Raw genomic sequence first — 19785 nt, forward strand, 5'->3', positions numbered from 1 at the left:
TGTTATTAATATAGAAAAGTAACCGGTCTTAAACTTACGGCGACTCAAAAAGGTACGATTATGTACACTAATTAGATGAGTGCGTGAGGTATAAAATTCAAGACCGGAAATTGTAGCAGATACTGTCGTTTTCAGCCAGAATTTAATCAGTTATTCTCAGGAATTCGTGTCAATGCTAACTCACCGGTACCAATTAAATTGCCGTCGGCAAACACAATTGGGGTGCATTCATCGCGAGTGGTGTTGCCGTCAGCGTGCACACGTTGGGTACGATAATACAGTACGCGATAGCGTACATTATCAACCGTCCATAAGTCGGAAAATTCCGGCGTGCCTAATTCTCGTTGCACGGCGTCAACGGACATTCCATTAGTAAATGACGCGATGGCTGTGCGATTACGTTTCTCTTTTTTGGTCACACTATCACTCGAGCTATAGTGCTCACCATCGCCGTTCACAGCAATTACACAGCCTTGCAAACCTGCAGATAAGATAACAACAGCACCAACCATGGCTAACTTTGGAAACTTCATGTTTTACTCCTCATTTTTATTCTATTTAAGTACAAATTTATGGTTTACACCTAATTGTGTATGCAAAATTAATGCCACAAACTTATACTATTGTTTTTAATGTGTTTTTTTATAACAAACGATGCAAAACATTGGTGTGGAACGCGAATGTTTTAGTAAAACCGAACGCAAATTAGCGTTTTTCACGATCTTTCAAATACTGCAACAAGGTGAGGTATTCTTGTTTTTCTGCTTTATTCAACGGCGCAGTACGCTCTTTCTCCAGCAACTCATTCGCTCGCTGTTCAACAAACAAATCAATGAAAAAGGCAAAAATATCGAAGAATTCCTGCGCTGCCTTTTCGGCATCAAGATGATGCTCCCAACGAGCCAACTGGCGTAACGCTTTTTCTTCGGGCTCGCCACGCCATAATTCTAATATTTGTGCCGAGGTTAACGACTGTAAGTGAGTCTGTTCGTGCAATTTCAACAACAAATCGATACCTGGTTGTTTCAACGCACTTAATTCAGTGTGTAGCGGAATTTCGCGACCGATTTCTGGGTGTTGCACCAACAAGCCGATTGCGCGACGCATTGGGGTCAGTTTTAGAGCCGACTGTTCGGGCTTTGTCCGTGCAGGCGCTTTGATTTGTGCTTCTAACTGTGATGTCTCCCGACGGAGCAGTCGCGCCAAACGCTCCATTAGAGTTTCACGGTAAAAGTCACTCGCGATGCGCTCAATAAGTGGTTTTGCCTGCTTCAATAGCAATGATTTGCCGGCATCCGATTGCACGTCAATGGTTTCGGTGAGGTGGGCAAAAAAGTAATCGGTAAAGCTTTGCGCTTTTTGCAGCCGCTGAGTAAAGGCTTCTGCCCCCTCTTTGCGCACTAACGTATCCGGATCTTCGCCATCAGGCAAAAATAAGAAACTCAATTCAATGCCATCATTGAGCAATGGCAAGGCATTTTCTAATGCTCGCCAAGCAGCGTCACGGCCTGCCCGGTCGCCATCGTAGCAACACACCACTTTACGCGTGGCGCGAAACAACATCTGCAATTGGTCCGTTGTCGTTGCGGTTCCAAGTGATGCCACCGCATAACTAATACCGGCTTGTGCCAACGCAACAACATCCATGTAGCCTTCAACAATCACAACCTGTTCGAGTTCACGGTTTGCTTGTCGCGCTTCGTAAAAACCATAGAGTTCACGGCCTTTGTGGAAGATTCGAGTTTCTGGTGAGTTCAAATACTTCGGACCGTCCCCCTCGAGTACACGCCCGCCAAAGCCAACCACGCGCCCACGTCGATCACGTATCGGAAACATCACACGGTCGCGGAAGAAGTCGTAATAGCGGCCTTGCTCGTTTTGATTCACGAGTTTCAGATCAACCAGTTGTTGCTTGGATCGTTGATCTGATCCTAAGGCATTCAAAACGCCGTCCCAACCGTCAGGGGCATAGCCAATTTGAAACTGCTTTACGATGTCGCCACTTAAACCACGTCCTTTTAAATAGTCGATAACACGTTTTGAGTTGGCATGATGACGTAATTGGTGCGCAAAGAACTTGGTTGCGCGTTCCATTTGCTCGTAATCGCTGGACTCTTGCGCGCGCTTGCGCGCATCGGCCGCTGGATTTGTTGAGGTCTCCCGCGGCACTTCAAGACCGAGCATGTGAGCTAACTCTTCCACTGCCTCTGGGAACTCAAGGCCATCAAATTTCATCAAGAAATCAAGCGCATTGCCATGCTCACCACAACCAAAACAATGATAAAACTGTTTGTCGGGCGCTACAGTAAAACTCGGTGATTTTTCGTTATGAAACGGACAACAGGCTTGGTAGTTTCGCCCTGCCTTTTTCAGCGGTACACGGCTATCGACAATCTCTACGACATCAGCTCGTTCAATGAGATCGTGAATAAAGCTTTTAGGAATTAAACCTGCCATGGCCTGCCTGTGCACGTAATTATAATGGAATTGCGAAGCGAGAATTGTGCCTTAGATTGTACTCTGACTTGAGTTTGGTGCAAGCCAGATATGAAAAAGCCGGACTGAGTCTAACTCATTCCGGCTCTTCGAGGTCTGTGCTGTAGTGACACCGCTATCGGCTGTGCCGCTACGGTACCAGTTACTTAGTACAGACGAGTGCGACGTGCATTTTCACGCGACAATTTTTTCGCGTGACGCTTAACCGCAGCTGCTTTCTTGCGCTTACGCTCAGAAGTTGGCTTTTCGTAGAATTCACGACGACGAACTTCTGATAATACACCTGCTTTCTCGCAAGAGCGCTTAAAGCGACGCAGAGCTACGTCAAACGGCTCGTTTTCTTTTACTTTAACAACTGGCATTAAAATCTCACCTCAATGAAAATTCTGTTGTTGAATTAGTTGAATCAACTGTGGATGAATAAATCTGGTTAAAAAATAACCACCACGATTAAATTTGGTGCTGAATTGTAGCGAGTTCAGATCCTGATGTAAAGCCTAAGATCAATTTAAATGAGTATGTTTTGGGGAAGGAAGTGTCACCACTGTGAGACAGGCTGAACAGGCTCACATTGGGGTGTGGCGACACTTCCAATAGCGTTATGAACCAACTTAAAGTGCCAGCTCGCCTAGCATTCTCGCACAACTATGCGACGATAATTGACGCACAATTTTAGTTTTATCTAAAATAATTTAAAAATCATGCAGTTCTGCCAATTAGTTTGTAAACTATACCTTCTTACTTTTGCCTGGAGCATGTCATGTTGGATACCTTTCTATTTCAATTCACTTCTTTATTCACCATGATCAACCCCATTGCTGCGGTACCGATTTATATTGCACTCACTGAAGCGATGGCACCAAAGGCAGCGCGTTGGGTTGCCATGCGGGCGGCAATTACCGCTTGTATTGCTCTTTGTGTATTTGCATTAGTAGGCGAAGCAATTTTTAGCTTCTTTAATATTTCAGTGAACGGGTTACGGGTTGCCGGTGGTATTTTATTCTTCGTGATGGGGTTTGAGATGCTACGCGGTCGCACTGTGCCAAAACGTGTTGATGGCGAGACCGAAAGTGATTTTGGCTCGGATGTCGCAGTCACCCCAATTGGTATTCCGATGGTTGCAGGGCCTGGTGCCATCACCATGGTAATCTTGTTTATTCAAGAAAGCCCAGCAACATCAAATACCATTAGCTTATTCGCAGCAATCATCGCGGTATGTATTCTCACGGCTTTTGTATTAGCAACTGGTCGTCAGTTGATGGCAAAGCTTGGCCGCAGTGGTAGTAAGATTTTAATGCGATTGATGGGCCTAATTGTGATGTTGATTGCCGTCGAGTTTTTCTTCGCCGGCATCAAGCCATATATTATCGATATTGCCCGCGCTATTTAAGCGCGGGTACTTCCATACCGCGTTTGGCATAAAACTCTGCGACATGTTGTTCTAAGCGATCTTCATCAATGGCGTCGCGCAAATCTTGCATGACCTTCTGATAAAAATGCAGGTTGTGAATAGTATTCAAGCGACCACCGAGCATCTCGTTAGAACGGTCTAAGTGATGCAAATACGCGCGAGAATAATTTTTACAGGTGTAGCAATCACATTCAGGATCAAGTGGCCCGGTATCGGTACGATGAACCGCATTACGGATTTTCACCACACCATTACTAACAAACAAATGACCATTACGGGCGTTTCGCGTTGGCATCACGCAGTCAAACATATCCACGCCACGACGTACGGCTTCCACTAAATCTTCTGGTTTACCGACACCCATCAGGTAGCGCGGTTTATCAATTGGCATTTCTGGCGCGATATGATCCAAAATTCGCATCATATCTTCTTTTGGCTCACCAACTGACAGGCCACCAATGGCATAACCATCAAAGCCAATATCTGTGAGTCCTTCCAACGAAATAGTACGTAACTCTTCGTACATACCGCCTTGAATAATCCCGAATAATGCCGATGGATTATCGCCGTGTGCGGTTTTAGAACGTTCCGCCCAGCGCAATGACAACTCCATTGACGAGCGCGCTTCGGCGTGTGTTGCAGGATACGGCGTGCACTCGTCGAAAATCATGACAATGTCTGAGCCAAGGTCGCGTTGCACTTCCATCGACTTCTCAGGGGTGAGAAGAATTTTTTCGCCGTTAATTGGCGAGCGGAAAGTTACACCTTCTTCGGTAATTTTACGTAGCTCGCCCAAGCTAAAAACTTGGAAGCCACCTGAATCGGTCAGAATTGGTTTATCCCAATTCATAAAGTCATGCAGATCGCCGTGTTGCTTAATAATCGACGTACCTGGACGCAGCATAAGGTGGAAGGTGTTACCCAAACAAATTTGAGCACCTGTTGCTTTAACTTCTTCTGGCGTCATGCCTTTTACGGTACCTGCAGTACCTACTGGCATAAAAGCAGGTGTTTCAACGACACCGCGATCAAAAACCATACGGCCTCGGCGCGCTTTGCCCGAGGTTTTCAATAATTCAAATTTCATTTTTTCACCGATAAATTATCACGGAAAAACAGTCCGAGGCGCTTAGTATACCTTAGCGCTCAGTTCGGGTCACAAACATTGCATCGCCATAACTAAAGAACCGGTAACGTTCATGCACGGCTTCACTGTATGCATTAAGTACATGCTCGCGTCCGGCAAAAGCCGACACCAACATAATCAGCGTCGATTCTGGCAGATGAAAGTTGGTGATCATGGCGTCCACAACTTGGAATTCATACCCTGGGTAAATAAAGATATCGGTATCAGAAAAGAATGGCTGTAATGCTTCACCATTTTGCTTCGCGGCTTGTGCTGCCGATTCGAGCGAACGAACCGATGTTGTGCCGACTGCAATCACGCGACCACCGCGCCGACGCGTTGCTGCAATTGCGGCGACGGTTTCTTCCGGTACTTCAGCATATTCACTATGCATGTGATGCTCTTCGATATTATCAACTCGCACCGGCTGGAATGTTCCTGCGCCTACGTGTAGCGTCACATAGGCAAACTCCGCGCCCTTTTCACGTAATTGTGCCAATATTGCATCGTCAAAATGAAGTCCCGCTGTGGGTGCGGCTACTGCTCCTGGCTTTTTGTTGTAGACGGTTTGATAGCGCTCGCGATCACTGTCCTCATCCGGACGGTCGATATAAGGTGGTAATGGCATATGTCCATATTGCTCAAGCACATTTAGTACCGGCTCTTGGGTATTGAACTGCAACTCAAACAACGCATCTTGGCGACCGACCATTTCGACTTCCACTGCGCCTTCTAAAATCATTTTTGCGCCAGGCTTCGGCGAGCGATTGCTACGCAAATGCGCAAGCACGCGGTGTTCGTCGATAATCCGCTCAACCAACACTTCAACTTTACCGCCAGATACCTTTTCACCCAACATTCGCGCCGGTATCACTCGGGTATCGTTAAAAATAAGCAGATCACCCGCTTGTATGTGGTCCACAATATTTTTGAAGGTTTGGTGTGTCACCGCACCAGTTGTGCCATTCAGGCACAATAAACGACTGGCACTGCGCTCCGGTTGCGGATAACGCGCAATCAATTCATCAGGTAATTCAAAGCTAAAATCTTTAACATTCATGGCGGTTTCATCACAAATTCAATTGGCGCGTACTTTACCGTTTTTACGGCTTGAAAAAAAGTGAAGGTAAAAAAAAGCGCGCCGTAGGAGGCGCGCTAAAAACGAGATGACAACCGATCGTGGAGACCGGTTGCAGTTAATACGTTCTCATCATTAAAAATGGATCAAAAAAAAAGAGCACCGAAGTGCTCTTTTTCTCATTTCGATAGTCATTAAACGCCAAAAGCGGCCTTAATGATAAAGAAGAAAATAATCGACATGATAGCGCCGGCAGGGAGTGTGACAACCCATGACACCACGATATTACGCACAACACCTAGGTTTAACGCTGCAATACCCCGAGCCATACCAACACCTAATACCGCACCAACCAACGTTTGCGTGGTTGAAATTGGTAAGCCTGTACCTGATGCGATAACAACCGTTGTCGCGGCAGCCAATTCAGCAGCAAAACCGCGGCTTGGTGTTAAGTGTGTGATGCCTTTACCAATGGTTGCAATAACACGACGGCCCAGCATTGCCAAACCGAGCACAATACCAAATGCACCAATAGGAAGTACCCACCAAGCAAGCTTCGCTTTCGAGGCAATTTCACCGCCACTTTCTACCACACTGACAACAGCGGCTAATGGACCGATTGCATTAGCTACGTCGTTTGAACCGTGTGCGAATGCCATAGCACAAGCCGTTACAATCATCAGAACAGCAAAGACTTTTTCTACGTTGGTGTAGTGCATGTCTTTGTCAGCGGCAGGATCAAACTTCAAACGTGAAATGAGGATTTTACCCAAAATACCGACAACAACGGCAATACTGATTGCAAGTGAATATCCTTCAACACTGCTTAACTCGATACCAACGTGCTTTAAGCCTTTCTTGATAGTTACAAGCGAAATCATGAAGCCTGTCAGTGCCATGTAAAAAGGCACATAACGCTTCGCCATGTTCAATGGGTTTTCGCTGTCAAAAATAAGCTTTTGGGCACTTAAGAATACGAAGTAGGCGATAATACCTGCAATCATCGGCGTTACTATCCAGCTACCGATAATGCCGACTACCGAGCCCCAATTGACTGATTCAACTCCAACGCCAACGGCCGAGAAGCCTACAATCGCGCCAATGATTGAATGCGTCGTTGAAACTGGCCAACCTGCCCAAGACGCGATCAACAACCAAGTTCCAGCGGCGAGCAATGAACCAATCATGCCAAACACCAACAATTCGGGTGTATCAACAAAATAGGCTGACTCAATAATGCCTTTTCGTATGGTTGAGGTGACTTCACCACCCGCCAAATAGGCGCCAGCAAATTCAAAAATCATCGCAACAACAATGGCTTGCTTAATGGTAAGGGCTTTGGAACCAACAGATGTTCCCATCGCATTGGCAACGTCGTTCGCACCAATGCCCCATGCCATAAACAAACCAAATACAGCCGCTAGCACGATCAATGTCATGCTATAAGTGCTTAAAATATCCATCTAAATTACCCCGACTTAGACTCGTGCAAGCATGAGCTCAAAACGTGCACCCACGCGCTCGGCTAGGTCGGCCAAATCACCAACCCAATCTAAAATTTGATACAAGAACATGGCGTCAAGCGGATTCATATCCTGCTCAAGGGCACGCAATTGACGACGCAATTTTACTTGAAGTGCATCGGTGTCTTGCTCAATTTCATCCAGTTCAGAAATCATCTTATCAACGATGGTTCGTTCACGACCTTTGAAGCCAACCTCAAGCAGATCATCAAACTCACCAATTGTTTCTTTAGCTTTATCGGTAGCATCTAGGCAACGCGATAAATAAGCATCGAAACCTTCAACCATTGAGGCAGGGATTTGCATTTCACGGCCAGTCATCAAGCCTGAAATATCCTTTGCTTTATTGGCAATACGATCTTGCTGCGATACCAATTCTAATAAATCAGTCCGCTCAACTGGCATAAACAATCCGCCAGGAAGATTCAATCGAATTTCGCGTTTAAGGTCGTCAGCGGCTTTTTCTTTTTTGACGATCTCTTTTCGGTGGATTTCAGCTTCTTCCCAGTCACCTGCATAGACGGCTTGGAAAAAAGGCTTTAAGGTCATCGCACAATCGTGCACTTGATCAATATGCTCGATCATCGGTTTGATCGGTGACTTGGCAAATACACCAAGAAACGAGTTTGCAGACATAAAAGTTCGCCTTTGTTGCTGCGGAAATATACGTTAGATATACCTGATTTCAGGTGCGCGAATACTAACGAAGATTAATAAGTCACGCAAAGAATAATTTAACTATTGTGCTTAAACAATAACCTATTTATTGTGAAAAAGTCACATCACAGCTTGGAGTATTAAGGAAAATGTTCGAGTGGATCATGATGCCAGAAGCTTGGCTTGCGTTATTGACCCTAACGCTACTAGAGATTGTTCTGGGCATAGACAATATCATCTTTATTTCAATTTTAGTGGGCCGCTTGCCTGCGGAGCAACGTCACAAAGCGAGACAGATCGGTTTGATGCTTGCAATGGGCATGCGTATTGCGCTGCTATTAGCGATTGTTTGGGTCATGGGCCTCACCAAGCCACTCTTCTCGGTACTGGAATACTCGTTTTCAGGTCGAGATTTGATTTTGCTAGGCGGTGGCTTATTTTTGCTGGCAAAAAGCACACTTGAAATACATCATTCTTTGGAAGGTGCCGAGTCTCATAAGTCGGCAGGTAAGGCTGCGACATTTGGGGCAATTATCGCGCAGATTGCTGTTATCGATATCGTTTTTTCGCTCGATTCAGTGATTACCGCAGTTGGATTAGTGGATCATGTCAGTGTGATGATTATCGCGGTTGTTGTTGCTGTGTTGGTGATGTTAGTTGCGGCAAAATCAATTGGCGATTTTGTTGATGCGCACCCGACTATAAAAATGCTGGCATTGAGCTTCTTAATACTTATCGGATTTACTTTGGTTGGTGAAGGTTTAGGCTTCCACGTTCCGAAAGGCTACGTATATTTTGCGATGGCATTTAGTCTGGGCGTCGAGCTACTGAACTTGCGCGTCCGGAAGCATCGAGAGCCTGTTCATTTGAAGAAACGTATTGGCGACGGACAATAGTCCGTCGCAATACTTACAACAGGTTAGAAAGAGTAAACCAGCGTTACTGCTGTTTCGGTGTCGAGCTTTTCTTTGCTCTCATCTTCTAAATAAGAGTTGTGAGAGCCAGCCACCGAGAATTTCAGCGCAAGTGAACTGTTCACATTTGCAGAAATCGAAACTTCAGCACGGGTCTTAGTATTCTCTTCACCAACTTCGGTAGACGCTAACGCGTTGAATTTCGAGTTTTTCGAGATATCCCAAACAAGGTTACCCGCTAAACGCAGAATCGCGCTGCTCTCTTGTTCTTGCGGAACGCCACCAACAATCGGCTTGTTAATTGAGTAACCAGGACCCACTTCGTAATCAGCATACAGCGCTTCGCTATAGCGATAACGTGCACCATAACCTACCGCGAACGTACCTTGATACTCGTAACCGCTGAATTTATCTTCCTCATATGAGCCGAATACAAAAACTGATGAACGGCTTTCAGGCGAGAACTTATAGTTACTCTGAGCAGATAAAAACGTTTTGTCACCCGTTAAGATGGTATCGCCTGTCGCTTGGTCTTTTTGTTCTGAGCGATAGTAATCAATAACACCTTTATGACGCCAATTCTCAACGTCGCGTGCAAGGTTCAGCTTAGCCTTAAAAGTCTCGGTGTCTGTGTTACCCGACGTGAACAGCAAGCCTATTTCCGCACTAGCGTCCCATTCCGATTTGGTCTCGGTATCTAGATCACTGGCATCGTCATACATAAAAATACTTGCAGACGCAGTCGGGCTAGCGAACCCAACGACTGTAACTAGGGCTAATGATAATAATGTTAAGCGCACATGGACCCCCTTTCCTTTCTTTTTTATTCGCAATTCCAGCGAAACCTCACCCTTCATTATACAGATTAAGGTTTCGCTCGCTAAGGGTGATTTAGTTCACTTTAGCGTCTAATTCGCCCCGTTCGTAGCGCTTAAACATTTCCTCAAGCGATATCACTTTAATTTTGCTGGCTTGGCCTGCACAACCAAACGCCTCGTAACGCGCCTTGCAAATTTCGTACATGGCGTCCGTTGAAGCCTTCAAATATTTACGCGGATCGAAGTTGCTGGTGTTTTGTGCCAAGTGACGACGTATCGCACCCGTTGAGGCTAAACGCAAGTCGGTATCAATGTTAACTTTACGCACGCCATGTTTGATGCCCTCTGCGATTTGCTCTACTGGCACGCCGTAGGTTTCTGGAATCTCACCGCCAAATTCGTTGATTACTTTTAACCACTCTTGCGGCACTGACGATGAACCATGCATTACTAGATGCGTGTTTGGAATGCGCTTGTGGATTTCTTTAATGCGATCAATCGCTAAAATATCACCGGTTGGTGGACGCGAGAACTTATAGGCACCATGCGAGGTTCCGCAAGCGATAGCTAATGCGTCAACATTGGTTGCACGAACAAACTGTGCGGCTTCTTCTGGGTCCGTTAACAATTGGTCATGCGTTAATTTACCTTCTGCACCAACGCCGTCTTCTTCGCCTGCTTCACCTGTTTCAAGCGAGCCTAAAACACCCAGCTCACCTTCAACGGATACACCGCAAGCATGCGCCATGGCGACAGCTTCTTGCGTTACTTTCACGTTGTAATCATAGTCTGCTGGTGTTTTACCATCTTCTTTTAACGAACCATCCATCATTACTGAGCTAAAGCCAAGTTGAATTGAACGCTGACAAATGGCTGGTGATGTACCATGATCTTGGTGCATAACCACAGGAATATGTGGCCATTCTTCAATTGCTGCCAAGATTAAATGACGCAAAAACGGGGCACCAGCATAGCTACGCGCACCCGCTGAAGCTTGAACGATAACTGGGCTATCGGTTGCATCTGCAGCTTCCATTATGGCGCGCATTTGCTCAAGATTGTTTACATTAAATGCCGGTACGCCGTAATTATTTTCAGCTGCGTGATCAAGCAACTGACGTAATGAAATCAATGCCATGTAATATTCTCCTAATTTCCTATTTGGTTTGGCGTATTAGCCATTTAACGCGCGTTCTTCCAGAATCGCGACAGCAGGTAATTTCTTACCTTCTAAGAATTCTAAAAATGCACCGCCGCCGGTTGAGATATAACTAATTTTATCAGCGATGCCGTACTTATCAATTGCCGCCAGTGTATCGCCACCGCCAGCAATCGAAAATGCTTTACTGTTTGCAATAGCATGCGCGAGAGCTTTAGTACCTTCACCAAACTGATCAAATTCAAATACGCCCACTGGACCATTCCACACAATGGTGCCGGCTTGTTCAAGAATCTTTGCAAAAGCTTCTGCTGTATCAGGGCCGATATCGAACACCATGTCATCTGCAGTAATACTGTCGACTGATTTAGTCTCTGCTTTCGCATCTGCACTGAATTCTTTACCGGTAACCACGTCAGAAGGTAACGGAATGTCACCACCTTTTGCTTGCGCCGCCGCTACAAGACGTTTGGCTTCATCGATTAAATCTTCTTCGTATAGTGATTTACCAACGTTATGACCGGCCGCAGCAATGAACGTATTCGCAATACCACCACCAACAATCAATTGGTCAACTACGCTTGATAGCGACTCTAAAACCGTCAGTTTGGTTGAAACTTTTGAGCCACCTACTATAGCTACGAGCGGACGCGCCGGGTTTGCAAGCGCTTTACCTAAAGCATCTAGCTCGGCAGCCAGTAACGGGCCAGCACACGCCACATCCGCAAACTTAGCAACACCATGTGTTGATGCCTGTGCACGGTGTGCGGTACCAAAGGCATCCATCACAAACACATCGCATAACGCCGCTAATTTTTGTGCCAACGTATCGTCGTTTTTCTTTTCGCCTTTATTAAAGCGAATGTTTTCAAACACAACCACTTCGTTGCTATTTACTTCAACACCGTCAAGGTAATCTTTGGCGAGGCGAACTGGAACATCTAATGCATCGTTTAAGTAGTCAACAACGGGTTGCATGGAAAATTCAGCGTCGTAAACGCCCTCTTCCGGACGGCCTAAGTGTGACATCACCATCACTTTTGCACCAGCCGCGAGTGCGGCTTGGATAGTCGGCATCGCTGCACGTAAGCGCGCATCAGAAGTGACCTTGCCATCTTTAATAGGTACGTTCAAATCTTCGCGAATGAGAACTCGCAATCCTTCAAGATCTAAATCCGCCATGGTAATTACAGCTGACATATCTTTGCCTCGTCTATTCATTTCAAATCAGTAATTAATTCCGTGCAAGCATCACTTGCGCGGTATCTAACATGCGGTTTGCAAATCCCCACTCGTTATCACACCAGCACAACACTTTAATTAATCGCTTATCTGCTACACGTGTTTGGGTGCCATCAACAATGCTTGAGCGTGGGTCATGGTTAAAATCTATCGATACTAACGGTTCATCAACAAAACCCAGAATGCTTGCCATTGGCCCGCGCGCAGCATCAGACAGCACTTCATTGACATGCGTCACAGTCACTGGCGTATTTACCGTGACGCTTAAATCCATTGCCGTCACATTCGTTGTTGGCACGCGTACTTGGATTGCTTCAAAACGTCCAGCAAACTTCGGTAGAATTCGCTCGATACCTCGAGCTAAGCGCGTATCGACCGGAATAATAGAGCGCCCAGCAGCACGAGCTAAACGCGGATCAGTGTGATAGGCATCAATGACTTGTTGATCATGCATGGCGGCGTGAATGGTTGTAATAGCGCCACTATCGATACCAAAGGCTTCATCAAGTACTTTGATAACTGGCACGATGCAGTTTGTGGTACACGAGCCATTCGAGACCCATTTGTGGTGAGCCTCAATAGCATCCGAATTTACGCCATAGATTGCGGTGAAATCTAAATCTGCACTGCCTGGTTGCGAAAACAAAACCTTTGGAACGCCGACTTTTTCATAGGCGGCGCCATGCTCAGGATCACCATGAACACCGGTGCAATCTAACACCAAATCAAGCGCCAGATCACGCCAGTTCAAATCTCGAATTTCGCTTTCCGCTGACACCACAATGCGATCACCGCCAACCTCAAGATGATGTTCATCACGAACAGCAACTGGGCTTTGAAAACGACCATGACTGGTGTCGTATTTTAGTAAATGAGCCATCGCCTCAACGGGCGCCAGCTCATTAATCGCAACAACTTCAATATGGTTGCGATAACCGCGCTCGTACAATGAGCGCAGAACACTGCGCCCAATACGTCCAAATCCATTGATACCAATACGAGCTGGTTTTACACTCATGCGTTTAGTAGTTCCTGTGCCGTCGCAATGACGTTTTCAGTGGTGAAACCAAAGTGCTTAAATAAATCACCTGCAGGCGCTGACTCCCCAAAGCTGGTCATACCGATAATACGACCATTTAGGCCCACATATTTGTACCAATAATCGGCAATACCAGCCTCAACCGCAATGCGCTTCGTGACAGCACTTGGTAATACGTGCTCACGATAGGCTGCATCTTGCTGCTCAAACACATCCGTTGCTGGCATTGAAACAACGCGCACTTGATGTCCTGACGCTTGCAACGTTTTCGCTGCACTAACAGCAAGCGCAACTTCAGAGCCTGTTGCAATGAGAATCAATTCAGGTGCTTGTTCGCAATCAAGTAAAACATAGCCACCACGCTCGATGTTTTTCAGTTGGTCATTAGTGCGCTGTTGTTGTGCAAGATTTTGACGACTGAAAATTAGTGACGTCGGCCCATTCTTACGCATTAATGCGTATTTCCAAGCAACAGCAGACTCAACTTGGTCACACGGACGCCATGTACTCATATTCGGTGTCATACGCAAACTAGCAATTTGTTCAACCGGCTGATGGGTAGGTCCGTCTTCACCAAGACCAATTGAATCGTGAGTGTAGACGAAAATACTTTGCTGCTTCATCAGCGCAGCCATACGAACCGCGTTGCGCGCGTACTCCATGAACATCAAAAAGGTGGCGCCGTAGGGTGTAAACCCACCATGCAAGGCAATGCCGTTCATGATGGCCGACATGCCGAATTCGCGAACTCCGTAGAATACGTAATTACCACTGGCATCATCTTTGCTAATACCTTTGGAGCCGCTCCACAGTGTTAGGTTCGACCCTGCTAAGTCAGCCGAGCCACCGAGCAGCTCTGGCAATAACGGACCATAGGTATTCAGTGCGTTCTGCGATGCTTTGCGGCTCGCAATATCCGCTGGTTCGGCTTGAAGCTTGGCAATATAGGCATCAGCTTGTGCCACGAAATCATTTGGTAAATCGCCGGCTAAGCGGCGCTTTAACTCAGCGGCTAACTCTGGATATTCCTGCGCGTAGCTGTTGAAGCGCTGTTGCCAGTTGGCTTCAGCTTTGGCTCCGGCTTCTTTAGCAGACCAAGCAGCATAAACGTCGTCAGGTATCTCAAATGGTCCGTGCTGCCAGCCTAACTGCTCACGCGCAGCAACAATCTCATCGGCACCTAATGGCGCACCATGGCAACTTTCTGTGCCTTGTTTGTTCGGAGCGCCGAAACCAATAATGGTTTTGCAAATGATTAACGTTGGTTTACTCGTTTCAGCGCGTGCGGTTTCCACAGCGGCTTTTACTGCGTTGGCGTCATGCCCATCAACGTCGGCAATAACATGCCAGTTATAAGCTTCAAAGCGTTTCGACGTATCATCGGTAAACCAGCCCTCAACCTCACCATCAATTGAAATGCCGTTGTCGTCATAAAATGCGATTAACTTTCCGAGGCCTAACGTTCCTGCTAGTGAACAGGCTTCATGAGAAATACCTTCCATCAAACAGCCGTCACCAAGAAAGGTGTAGGTGTAGTGATCAACCACGTCATGACCCGGACGGTTGAATTGTGCCGCCAAAGTTTTTTCTGCTAGTGCCATACCAACGGCGTTAGTGACGCCTTGCCCAAGCGGGCCCGTGGTGGTTTCTATTCCCGGTGCATAGCCATATTCTGGATGACCTGGTGTTTTTGAATGCAATTGGCGGAAGTTTTTTAGCTCACTCAGATCAAGTTCGTAACCTGTGAGGTGCAACAGTGAGTAAATTAACATCGAACCATGACCATTTGATAAAACAAACCGGTCACGGTCGGCCCAATTCGGGTTGGCAGGGTTATGCTTTAAGAAGTCGCGCCACAGTACTTCGGCGATATCCGCCATGCCCATAGGCGCGCCTGGATGCCCAGAATTCGCTTGTTGCACGGCATCCATGCTCAGCGCACGAATAGCATTGGCTAGGTATTTTCGCTCAGTTACTGCTGTTGTCATAACAAACCCCGAATTTTAGCGTAAGGAAAAATGCACAAATGGTGCGCGTATTCTCCACAATTCGGGGCTTTGACGCAAATTAGATATCAGCTCGGAGTGCTTCAACCTTGTCCGTTTTTTCCCACGGGAACTCATCACGACCAAAGTGACCATAAGCCGCTGTTGGTTGATAAATTGGGCGCTCGAGGTCAAGCATTTGAATTAAACCGTATGGGCGTAGGTCAAAATGCTTGCGAACTAAAGCAATCAATTTTTCTTCGCTGTGCTCACTAGTACCGAAGGTTTCAATGCTAATTGACGTTGGCTCCGCAACACCTATCGCGTAAGACACCTGAATCTCAAGGCGCTCTGCAAGCCCGGCTGCTACTAAATTCTTCGCCACGTAACGTGCGGCATAAGCGGCACTGCGATCCACTTTCGACGGATCTTTACCAGAGAATGCGCCGCCGCCGTGACGTGCCATACCGCCGTATGTATCGACGATAATTTTACGACCAGTTAGCCCGCAGTCACCCATTGGCCCGCCAATAACAAACTTACCAGTTGGATTGATAAAAATGCGCTCTTGGCTTTTCGGAAACCATTCTTCTGGTAATACCGGCTTGATAATCGTTTCAATCACCGCTTCGCGTAGGTCTTTTTGACTGATATCTTGGTGGTGCTGGGTCGACAAAACCACGGCATCGATACCTACCGGACGGCCATCTTCATAAATAAAGGTTAACTGAGATTTTGCATCGGGGCGCAACCACGGTAGTGTGCCATTCTTGCGCACTTCCGCTTGACGCTGCACTAAACGATGCGCGTAGGTAATTGGTGCTGGCATCAGCACGTCAGTTTCGTTCGAGGCGTAGCCAAACATCAAACCTTGGTCGCCGGCACCTTGTTCTTCTAAACTACCGCGATCAACCCCTTGATTGATATCAGGTGATTGCTTACCAATAGCATTTAGTACCGCGCATGAGTCGGCATCGAATCCCATATCTGAGTGCACATAACCAATATTACGAACTGTATTACGGGTAATTTCTTCAATATCCACCCAAGCGTTGGTGTTAATTTCGCCGCCGACAAGCACCATGCCGGTTTTCACATAGGTCTCACAGGCGACGCGTGCGCGCGAATCTTGTGTGAGTATCGCATCAAGTACCGCGTCAGAAATTTGGTCGGCAATTTTGTCCGGATGACCTTCTGATACGGATTCAGAAGTGAATAAATGCTGTGCCATGCTTTGCAATCTCTAATCAAAGTTGGGAAGAAAAAAGTGGGCGTAGTTTAACTGAACCACACCCACTTTTCTACATTTAGACGTCTAAAAGTCTTTATTTCTGTTTTAATGTCGCCATATCAATAACAAAGCGATATTTCACATCACTTTTGAGCATCCGCTCATATGCTTCGTTAATGTCGTCCATGGCAATCATCTCAATATCTGAAGTGATGCCATGTTCAGCACAGAAATCCAGCATTTCTTGAGTTTCTGCGATACCACCAATTAACGAGCCGGCTAAGCTGCGTCGTTTTGCAATTAAGTTGTATACCGCAGGTGACGGATGCGATTCAGCGGGTACGCCGACTAATGTCATGGTGCCATTCAAGCGCAATAGCGTCAGGTAGGTATCCAGGTCGTGTGGCGCTGCAACCGTGTTAAGAATGAAATCAAGGCGATTACGCCATGCTTTCATTTGCTCTTCGTCTTTTGAAATGACCACATGGTCAGCGCCAAGACGTTTAGCATCATCAACTTTGCTTGGCGATGTCGTAAACAGTACTACTTCAGCACCCATGGCCTTGGCTAATTTAACCGCCATGTGACCTAGTCCGCCCAAGCCAACCACACCGACTTTATGACCGTCACGAACACCCCAGTGACGTAATGGTGAATAAGTGGTGATACCAGCACAAAGTAGCGGGGCAACGCCGGCTAGATCGAGCTTGTCTGATACTTTCAAAACGAAATCTTGATCAACAGTGATACGATTTGAGTAACCACCGAAGGTCACCCCACCAGAGTGTTTATCTTCACCATTATAGGTTCCAACAAAACCATTATCGCAATACTGCTCGTAGCCATCTTCACAGTTAGCACAGGTGCGACACGAATCCACCATACAACCAACACCAACGGTATCGCCAACTTGATATTTGGTGACCTTTTTACCAACGCGCGTGACTTTACCGACAATTTCATGGCCTGGCACACATGGAAACACAGTACCGCCCCATTCATTACGAGCCTGATGCAAATCAGAGTGACAAACGCCGCAGTAGGCTATCTCTATTTCAACATCGTTTTCGGTGGGGTCACGACGTTCGAACTCGAAATATTCAAGCGGCTTATCGGCTGCTTGAGCCGCAAATCCTAATGCTTTTGGCATGTTTACTCCTTAATTGTCACCGTATAACAACGCTTCATTCACGGTTTGAGTTAATGGGTGATAGCCTGGTTTTGCTTGCTGATAGACTTCACGTGCCCATTTTAAATTATCGGATGTTTTCGCTAGTTCACGGTAAAGTGGACTAACCAGCTTATTCCGACCAATCGTTAGCAAATAACTACGCAATCTTTCGCGCGCTGGTTCATATTTTTTCACAATCGCCAGTTTTAACCAGGCATGTGCAATTTCACTATTCTGAATGTTCGTTAAATTAAACTCGCGATCGAGTCGCGCCATGTTGTTGGCAGAGATATCTAAAGGCAGATTGTTGATAAAGTGCAACCATTCATGCGTTGTCCATTTATCAGTTTGTAACTGACCGCCTTTCAACCACCGCTGCATCTGTTGTTCTACTTGAGTAAACGCATCTGACGTCGGTTTTGGTGCATCTTCTGGTAAACCTGGCTCATGCAACCACTCGTTGATTTTACTCATGGTGACAGTGTCTGGCTGTTTATCCAGAAGTTGACGCTTTAGGTATGTTTTGAATTGCTCCGTTGAAATACTTTGAAACGCGAAGTCTTCAAAGTACTGACGCAAAAACTTGTCAAACATGTCGCGACCAAATTTTTGCTCAAGGTAAACCAAGAACAATTGGCCCTTTACATAAGGTACTTGGGAGAAAACATCATCAGGATGTCGCGTGCCTAAATCGATATTGAGCACAGTATCCTGCGGTTTTAAAAGCTCCATGTTATCTAATAAGTCCTGGTACCCCAGCGCTAGCTCCATGTTCGCGCGGCGCTCACCAAACAAAGCTTCCATGATGCGGTTTTCAACGTAGCTCGTGAAGCCTTCGTTTATCCACAAATCGCGCCAGCTTGCATTTGTGACAAGATTACCTGACCAACTATGTGCAAGTTCATGTGCAATAAGGTTTACTAAACTCCGATCGCCGGAAACAACAGTTGGCGTGATAAAAGACAACCGCGGATTCTCCATACCACCAAACGGAAAGCTCGGCGGCAAAATGAGTAAATCGTAGCGATCCCAGCGGTATGGCCCATACATTGCTTCGGTGGTTTCAATCATGGCTGGGGTATCCGCAAATTCCCAAGCGGCGTCTTCTAAAATGTACTGTTCTGCAAACACCGCAACATTTTCACTAATTGACTTAATCGCTAAATCACCTGCGGCAATCGCAATCAAGTAAGGGGGAATCGGTTGGGGCATGGCGAATTCATAGGTTCCAGGACGCTCATCACTTAAGCTGTTATCGGCGCTCATCACTGCCAATAGGCCTTTGGGTGTGGTGATGGTTGCGTTGTAGGTTAATCGTAATGCTGGGCTGTCTTGAATAGGAATCCAGCTACGCGAATGTATTGGTTGGGATTGGCTAAACATAAACGGATGCTTTTTGCCCGCTGTCTGCTCTGGCGTTAACCATTGCAAACCACTTGCTGTTGGTGCGGTTTGGTAATGAATACGCACTTGCTTGGCCACGCTACCAATATCAACAATTAATTCGCGGCCTAGGCTTGGGTGAACATCGCCTAAAGTAAACTTCGTTGGCTGCCACTGATCATCGATTAACAATTCTGCACGTTCGATGGTTAAATCACTGGTGTCGAGATAAAGCTGCGTGGTTTTATCATGACGAGCCAAGGTATAGGTTGCATGACCTTTCAATTGACGCGCTTCAAAATCGACCGTCAAGTTCAGCTCAAGGTGCGGCGTCGACACTTGATTCAAACGTGCGTAACTGTGGACATCTTCTGCTTGAGCAGGTTGACCCGCCACCAAAGCAACAATAAAACTCAACATTATTACGAATCGCGACAGATACATGTAATTCATCTCCTAGGTAATCACGCTTGAGCCATGATCGGTCGGATGACTAACAAAATCAAATTTTTTCAAGCTGTCAAACTTTCCGCTGAATGATAAGATGCAATC

At 46.4% G+C, this 19785-nt stretch carries 17 protein-coding genes; 2 read left to right on the forward strand and 15 right to left on the reverse strand.

Translation table 11 applies throughout. From position 1 onward, the window contains the following. Window positions 1–146 precede the first annotated feature (146 nt). The 3 genes from CWI76_RS10595 to rpsU all read right to left on the reverse strand — a co-directional run bounded on the left by CWI76_RS10595 (window position 147) and on the right by rpsU (window position 2858). Complete coding sequence (locus tag CWI76_RS10595; protein ID WP_126760326.1) at window positions 147–533, reverse strand: DUF3192 domain-containing protein; 387 nt, start codon at window positions 531–533, stop codon at window positions 147–149. Between the two features lie 172 nt (window positions 534–705). After that, window positions 706–2457: a DNA primase gene (dnaG, locus tag CWI76_RS10600; RefSeq protein ID WP_126760327.1), complete on the reverse strand. Its 1752-nt coding sequence runs from the start codon at window positions 2455–2457 to the stop codon at window positions 706–708. A 185-nt stretch (window positions 2458–2642) separates the two neighbouring features. Then, window positions 2643–2858, reverse strand: coding sequence for a 30S ribosomal protein S21 (gene rpsU / locus CWI76_RS10605; RefSeq protein WP_034733010.1), 216 nt, complete (start codon window positions 2856–2858; stop codon window positions 2643–2645). A 398-nt stretch (window positions 2859–3256) separates the two neighbouring features. On the opposite strand from rpsU, the gene CWI76_RS10610 reads away from it, so the two are divergent. Beyond that, window positions 3257–3886, forward strand: coding sequence for a MarC family protein (locus CWI76_RS10610; RefSeq protein ID WP_126760328.1), 630 nt, complete (start codon window positions 3257–3259; stop codon window positions 3884–3886). Here CWI76_RS10610 and tgt read toward each other — a convergent pair. The 4 genes from tgt to CWI76_RS10630 form a co-directional block, all read right to left on the reverse strand. Further along, window positions 3879–4994, reverse strand: a complete 1116-nt coding sequence (gene tgt, locus CWI76_RS10615) for a tRNA guanosine(34) transglycosylase Tgt (protein ID WP_126760329.1) — start codon at window positions 4992–4994, stop codon at window positions 3879–3881. The genes CWI76_RS10610 and tgt overlap by 8 nt on opposite strands. A gap of 52 nt (window positions 4995–5046) precedes the next feature. After that, window positions 5047–6093 carry a tRNA preQ1(34) S-adenosylmethionine ribosyltransferase-isomerase QueA gene (queA, locus tag CWI76_RS10620; RefSeq protein ID WP_126760330.1) on the reverse strand — a complete coding sequence of 349 codons (1047 nt, stop codon included), beginning with the start codon at window positions 6091–6093 and terminating at the stop codon, window positions 5047–5049. A 212-nt stretch (window positions 6094–6305) separates the two neighbouring features. Then, window positions 6306–7574 (reverse strand): inorganic phosphate transporter, encoded by a 1269-nt coding sequence (locus tag CWI76_RS10625; protein ID WP_126760331.1) that lies wholly within the window; start codon window positions 7572–7574, stop codon window positions 6306–6308. Window positions 7575–7589: 15 nt separating this feature from the next. Then, on the reverse strand, window positions 7590–8270 hold the full coding sequence (locus tag CWI76_RS10630) for a TIGR00153 family protein (RefSeq protein ID WP_126760332.1): 681 nt from the start codon (window positions 8268–8270) through the stop codon (window positions 7590–7592). A 170-nt stretch (window positions 8271–8440) separates the two neighbouring features. On the opposite strand from CWI76_RS10630, the gene CWI76_RS10635 reads away from it, so the two are divergent. Continuing rightward, complete coding sequence (locus CWI76_RS10635) at window positions 8441–9187, forward strand: TerC family protein (protein ID WP_126760333.1); 747 nt, start codon at window positions 8441–8443, stop codon at window positions 9185–9187. A gap of 23 nt (window positions 9188–9210) precedes the next feature. Here CWI76_RS10635 and CWI76_RS10640 read toward each other — a convergent pair whose 3' ends face one another. The 8 genes from CWI76_RS10640 to CWI76_RS10675 form a co-directional block, all read right to left on the reverse strand. After that, complete coding sequence (locus CWI76_RS10640) at window positions 9211–10005, reverse strand: DUF481 domain-containing protein (RefSeq protein WP_241968020.1); 795 nt, start codon at window positions 10003–10005, stop codon at window positions 9211–9213. Between the two features lie 91 nt (window positions 10006–10096). Further along, window positions 10097–11161, reverse strand: a complete 1065-nt coding sequence (gene fba / locus CWI76_RS10645; protein ID WP_126760334.1) for a class II fructose-bisphosphate aldolase — start codon at window positions 11159–11161, stop codon at window positions 10097–10099. 36 nt (window positions 11162–11197) lie between these two features. Further along, a complete protein-coding gene (locus tag CWI76_RS10650) occupies window positions 11198–12382 on the reverse strand; it encodes a phosphoglycerate kinase (RefSeq protein ID WP_126760335.1) in 1185 nt (394 codons plus the stop codon). Window positions 12383–12416: 34 nt separating this feature from the next. Continuing rightward, the gene (locus CWI76_RS10655; RefSeq protein WP_126760336.1) at window positions 12417–13442 is read right to left on the reverse strand and encodes a glyceraldehyde 3-phosphate dehydrogenase NAD-binding domain-containing protein; all 1026 of its coding nucleotides are present in this window, start codon (window positions 13440–13442) and stop codon (window positions 12417–12419) included. Beyond that, window positions 13439–15451, reverse strand: coding sequence for a transketolase (gene tkt, locus CWI76_RS10660; protein WP_126760337.1), 2013 nt, complete (start codon window positions 15449–15451; stop codon window positions 13439–13441). Before tkt ends, CWI76_RS10655 begins: the two co-directional genes overlap by 4 nt. Before the next feature lie 79 nt (window positions 15452–15530). Continuing rightward, complete coding sequence (metK, locus tag CWI76_RS10665; protein WP_126760338.1) at window positions 15531–16679, reverse strand: methionine adenosyltransferase; 1149 nt, start codon at window positions 16677–16679, stop codon at window positions 15531–15533. Window positions 16680–16773: 94 nt separating this feature from the next. Further along, window positions 16774–17829, reverse strand: a complete 1056-nt coding sequence (locus CWI76_RS10670) for an NAD(P)-dependent alcohol dehydrogenase (RefSeq protein WP_126760339.1) — start codon at window positions 17827–17829, stop codon at window positions 16774–16776. Window positions 17830–17838: 9 nt separating this feature from the next. Continuing rightward, entirely contained in the window at window positions 17839–19677 is a 1839-nt protein-coding gene (locus tag CWI76_RS10675; protein WP_126760340.1) for a M1 family metallopeptidase, read from the reverse strand. Window positions 19678–19785 lie beyond the last annotated feature (108 nt).

Origin of the sequence: Pseudidiomarina marina (assembly GCF_003987045.1) — a bacterium.
GTDB classification, from domain to species: Bacteria; Pseudomonadota; Gammaproteobacteria; order Enterobacterales; family Alteromonadaceae; genus Pseudidiomarina; species Pseudidiomarina marina.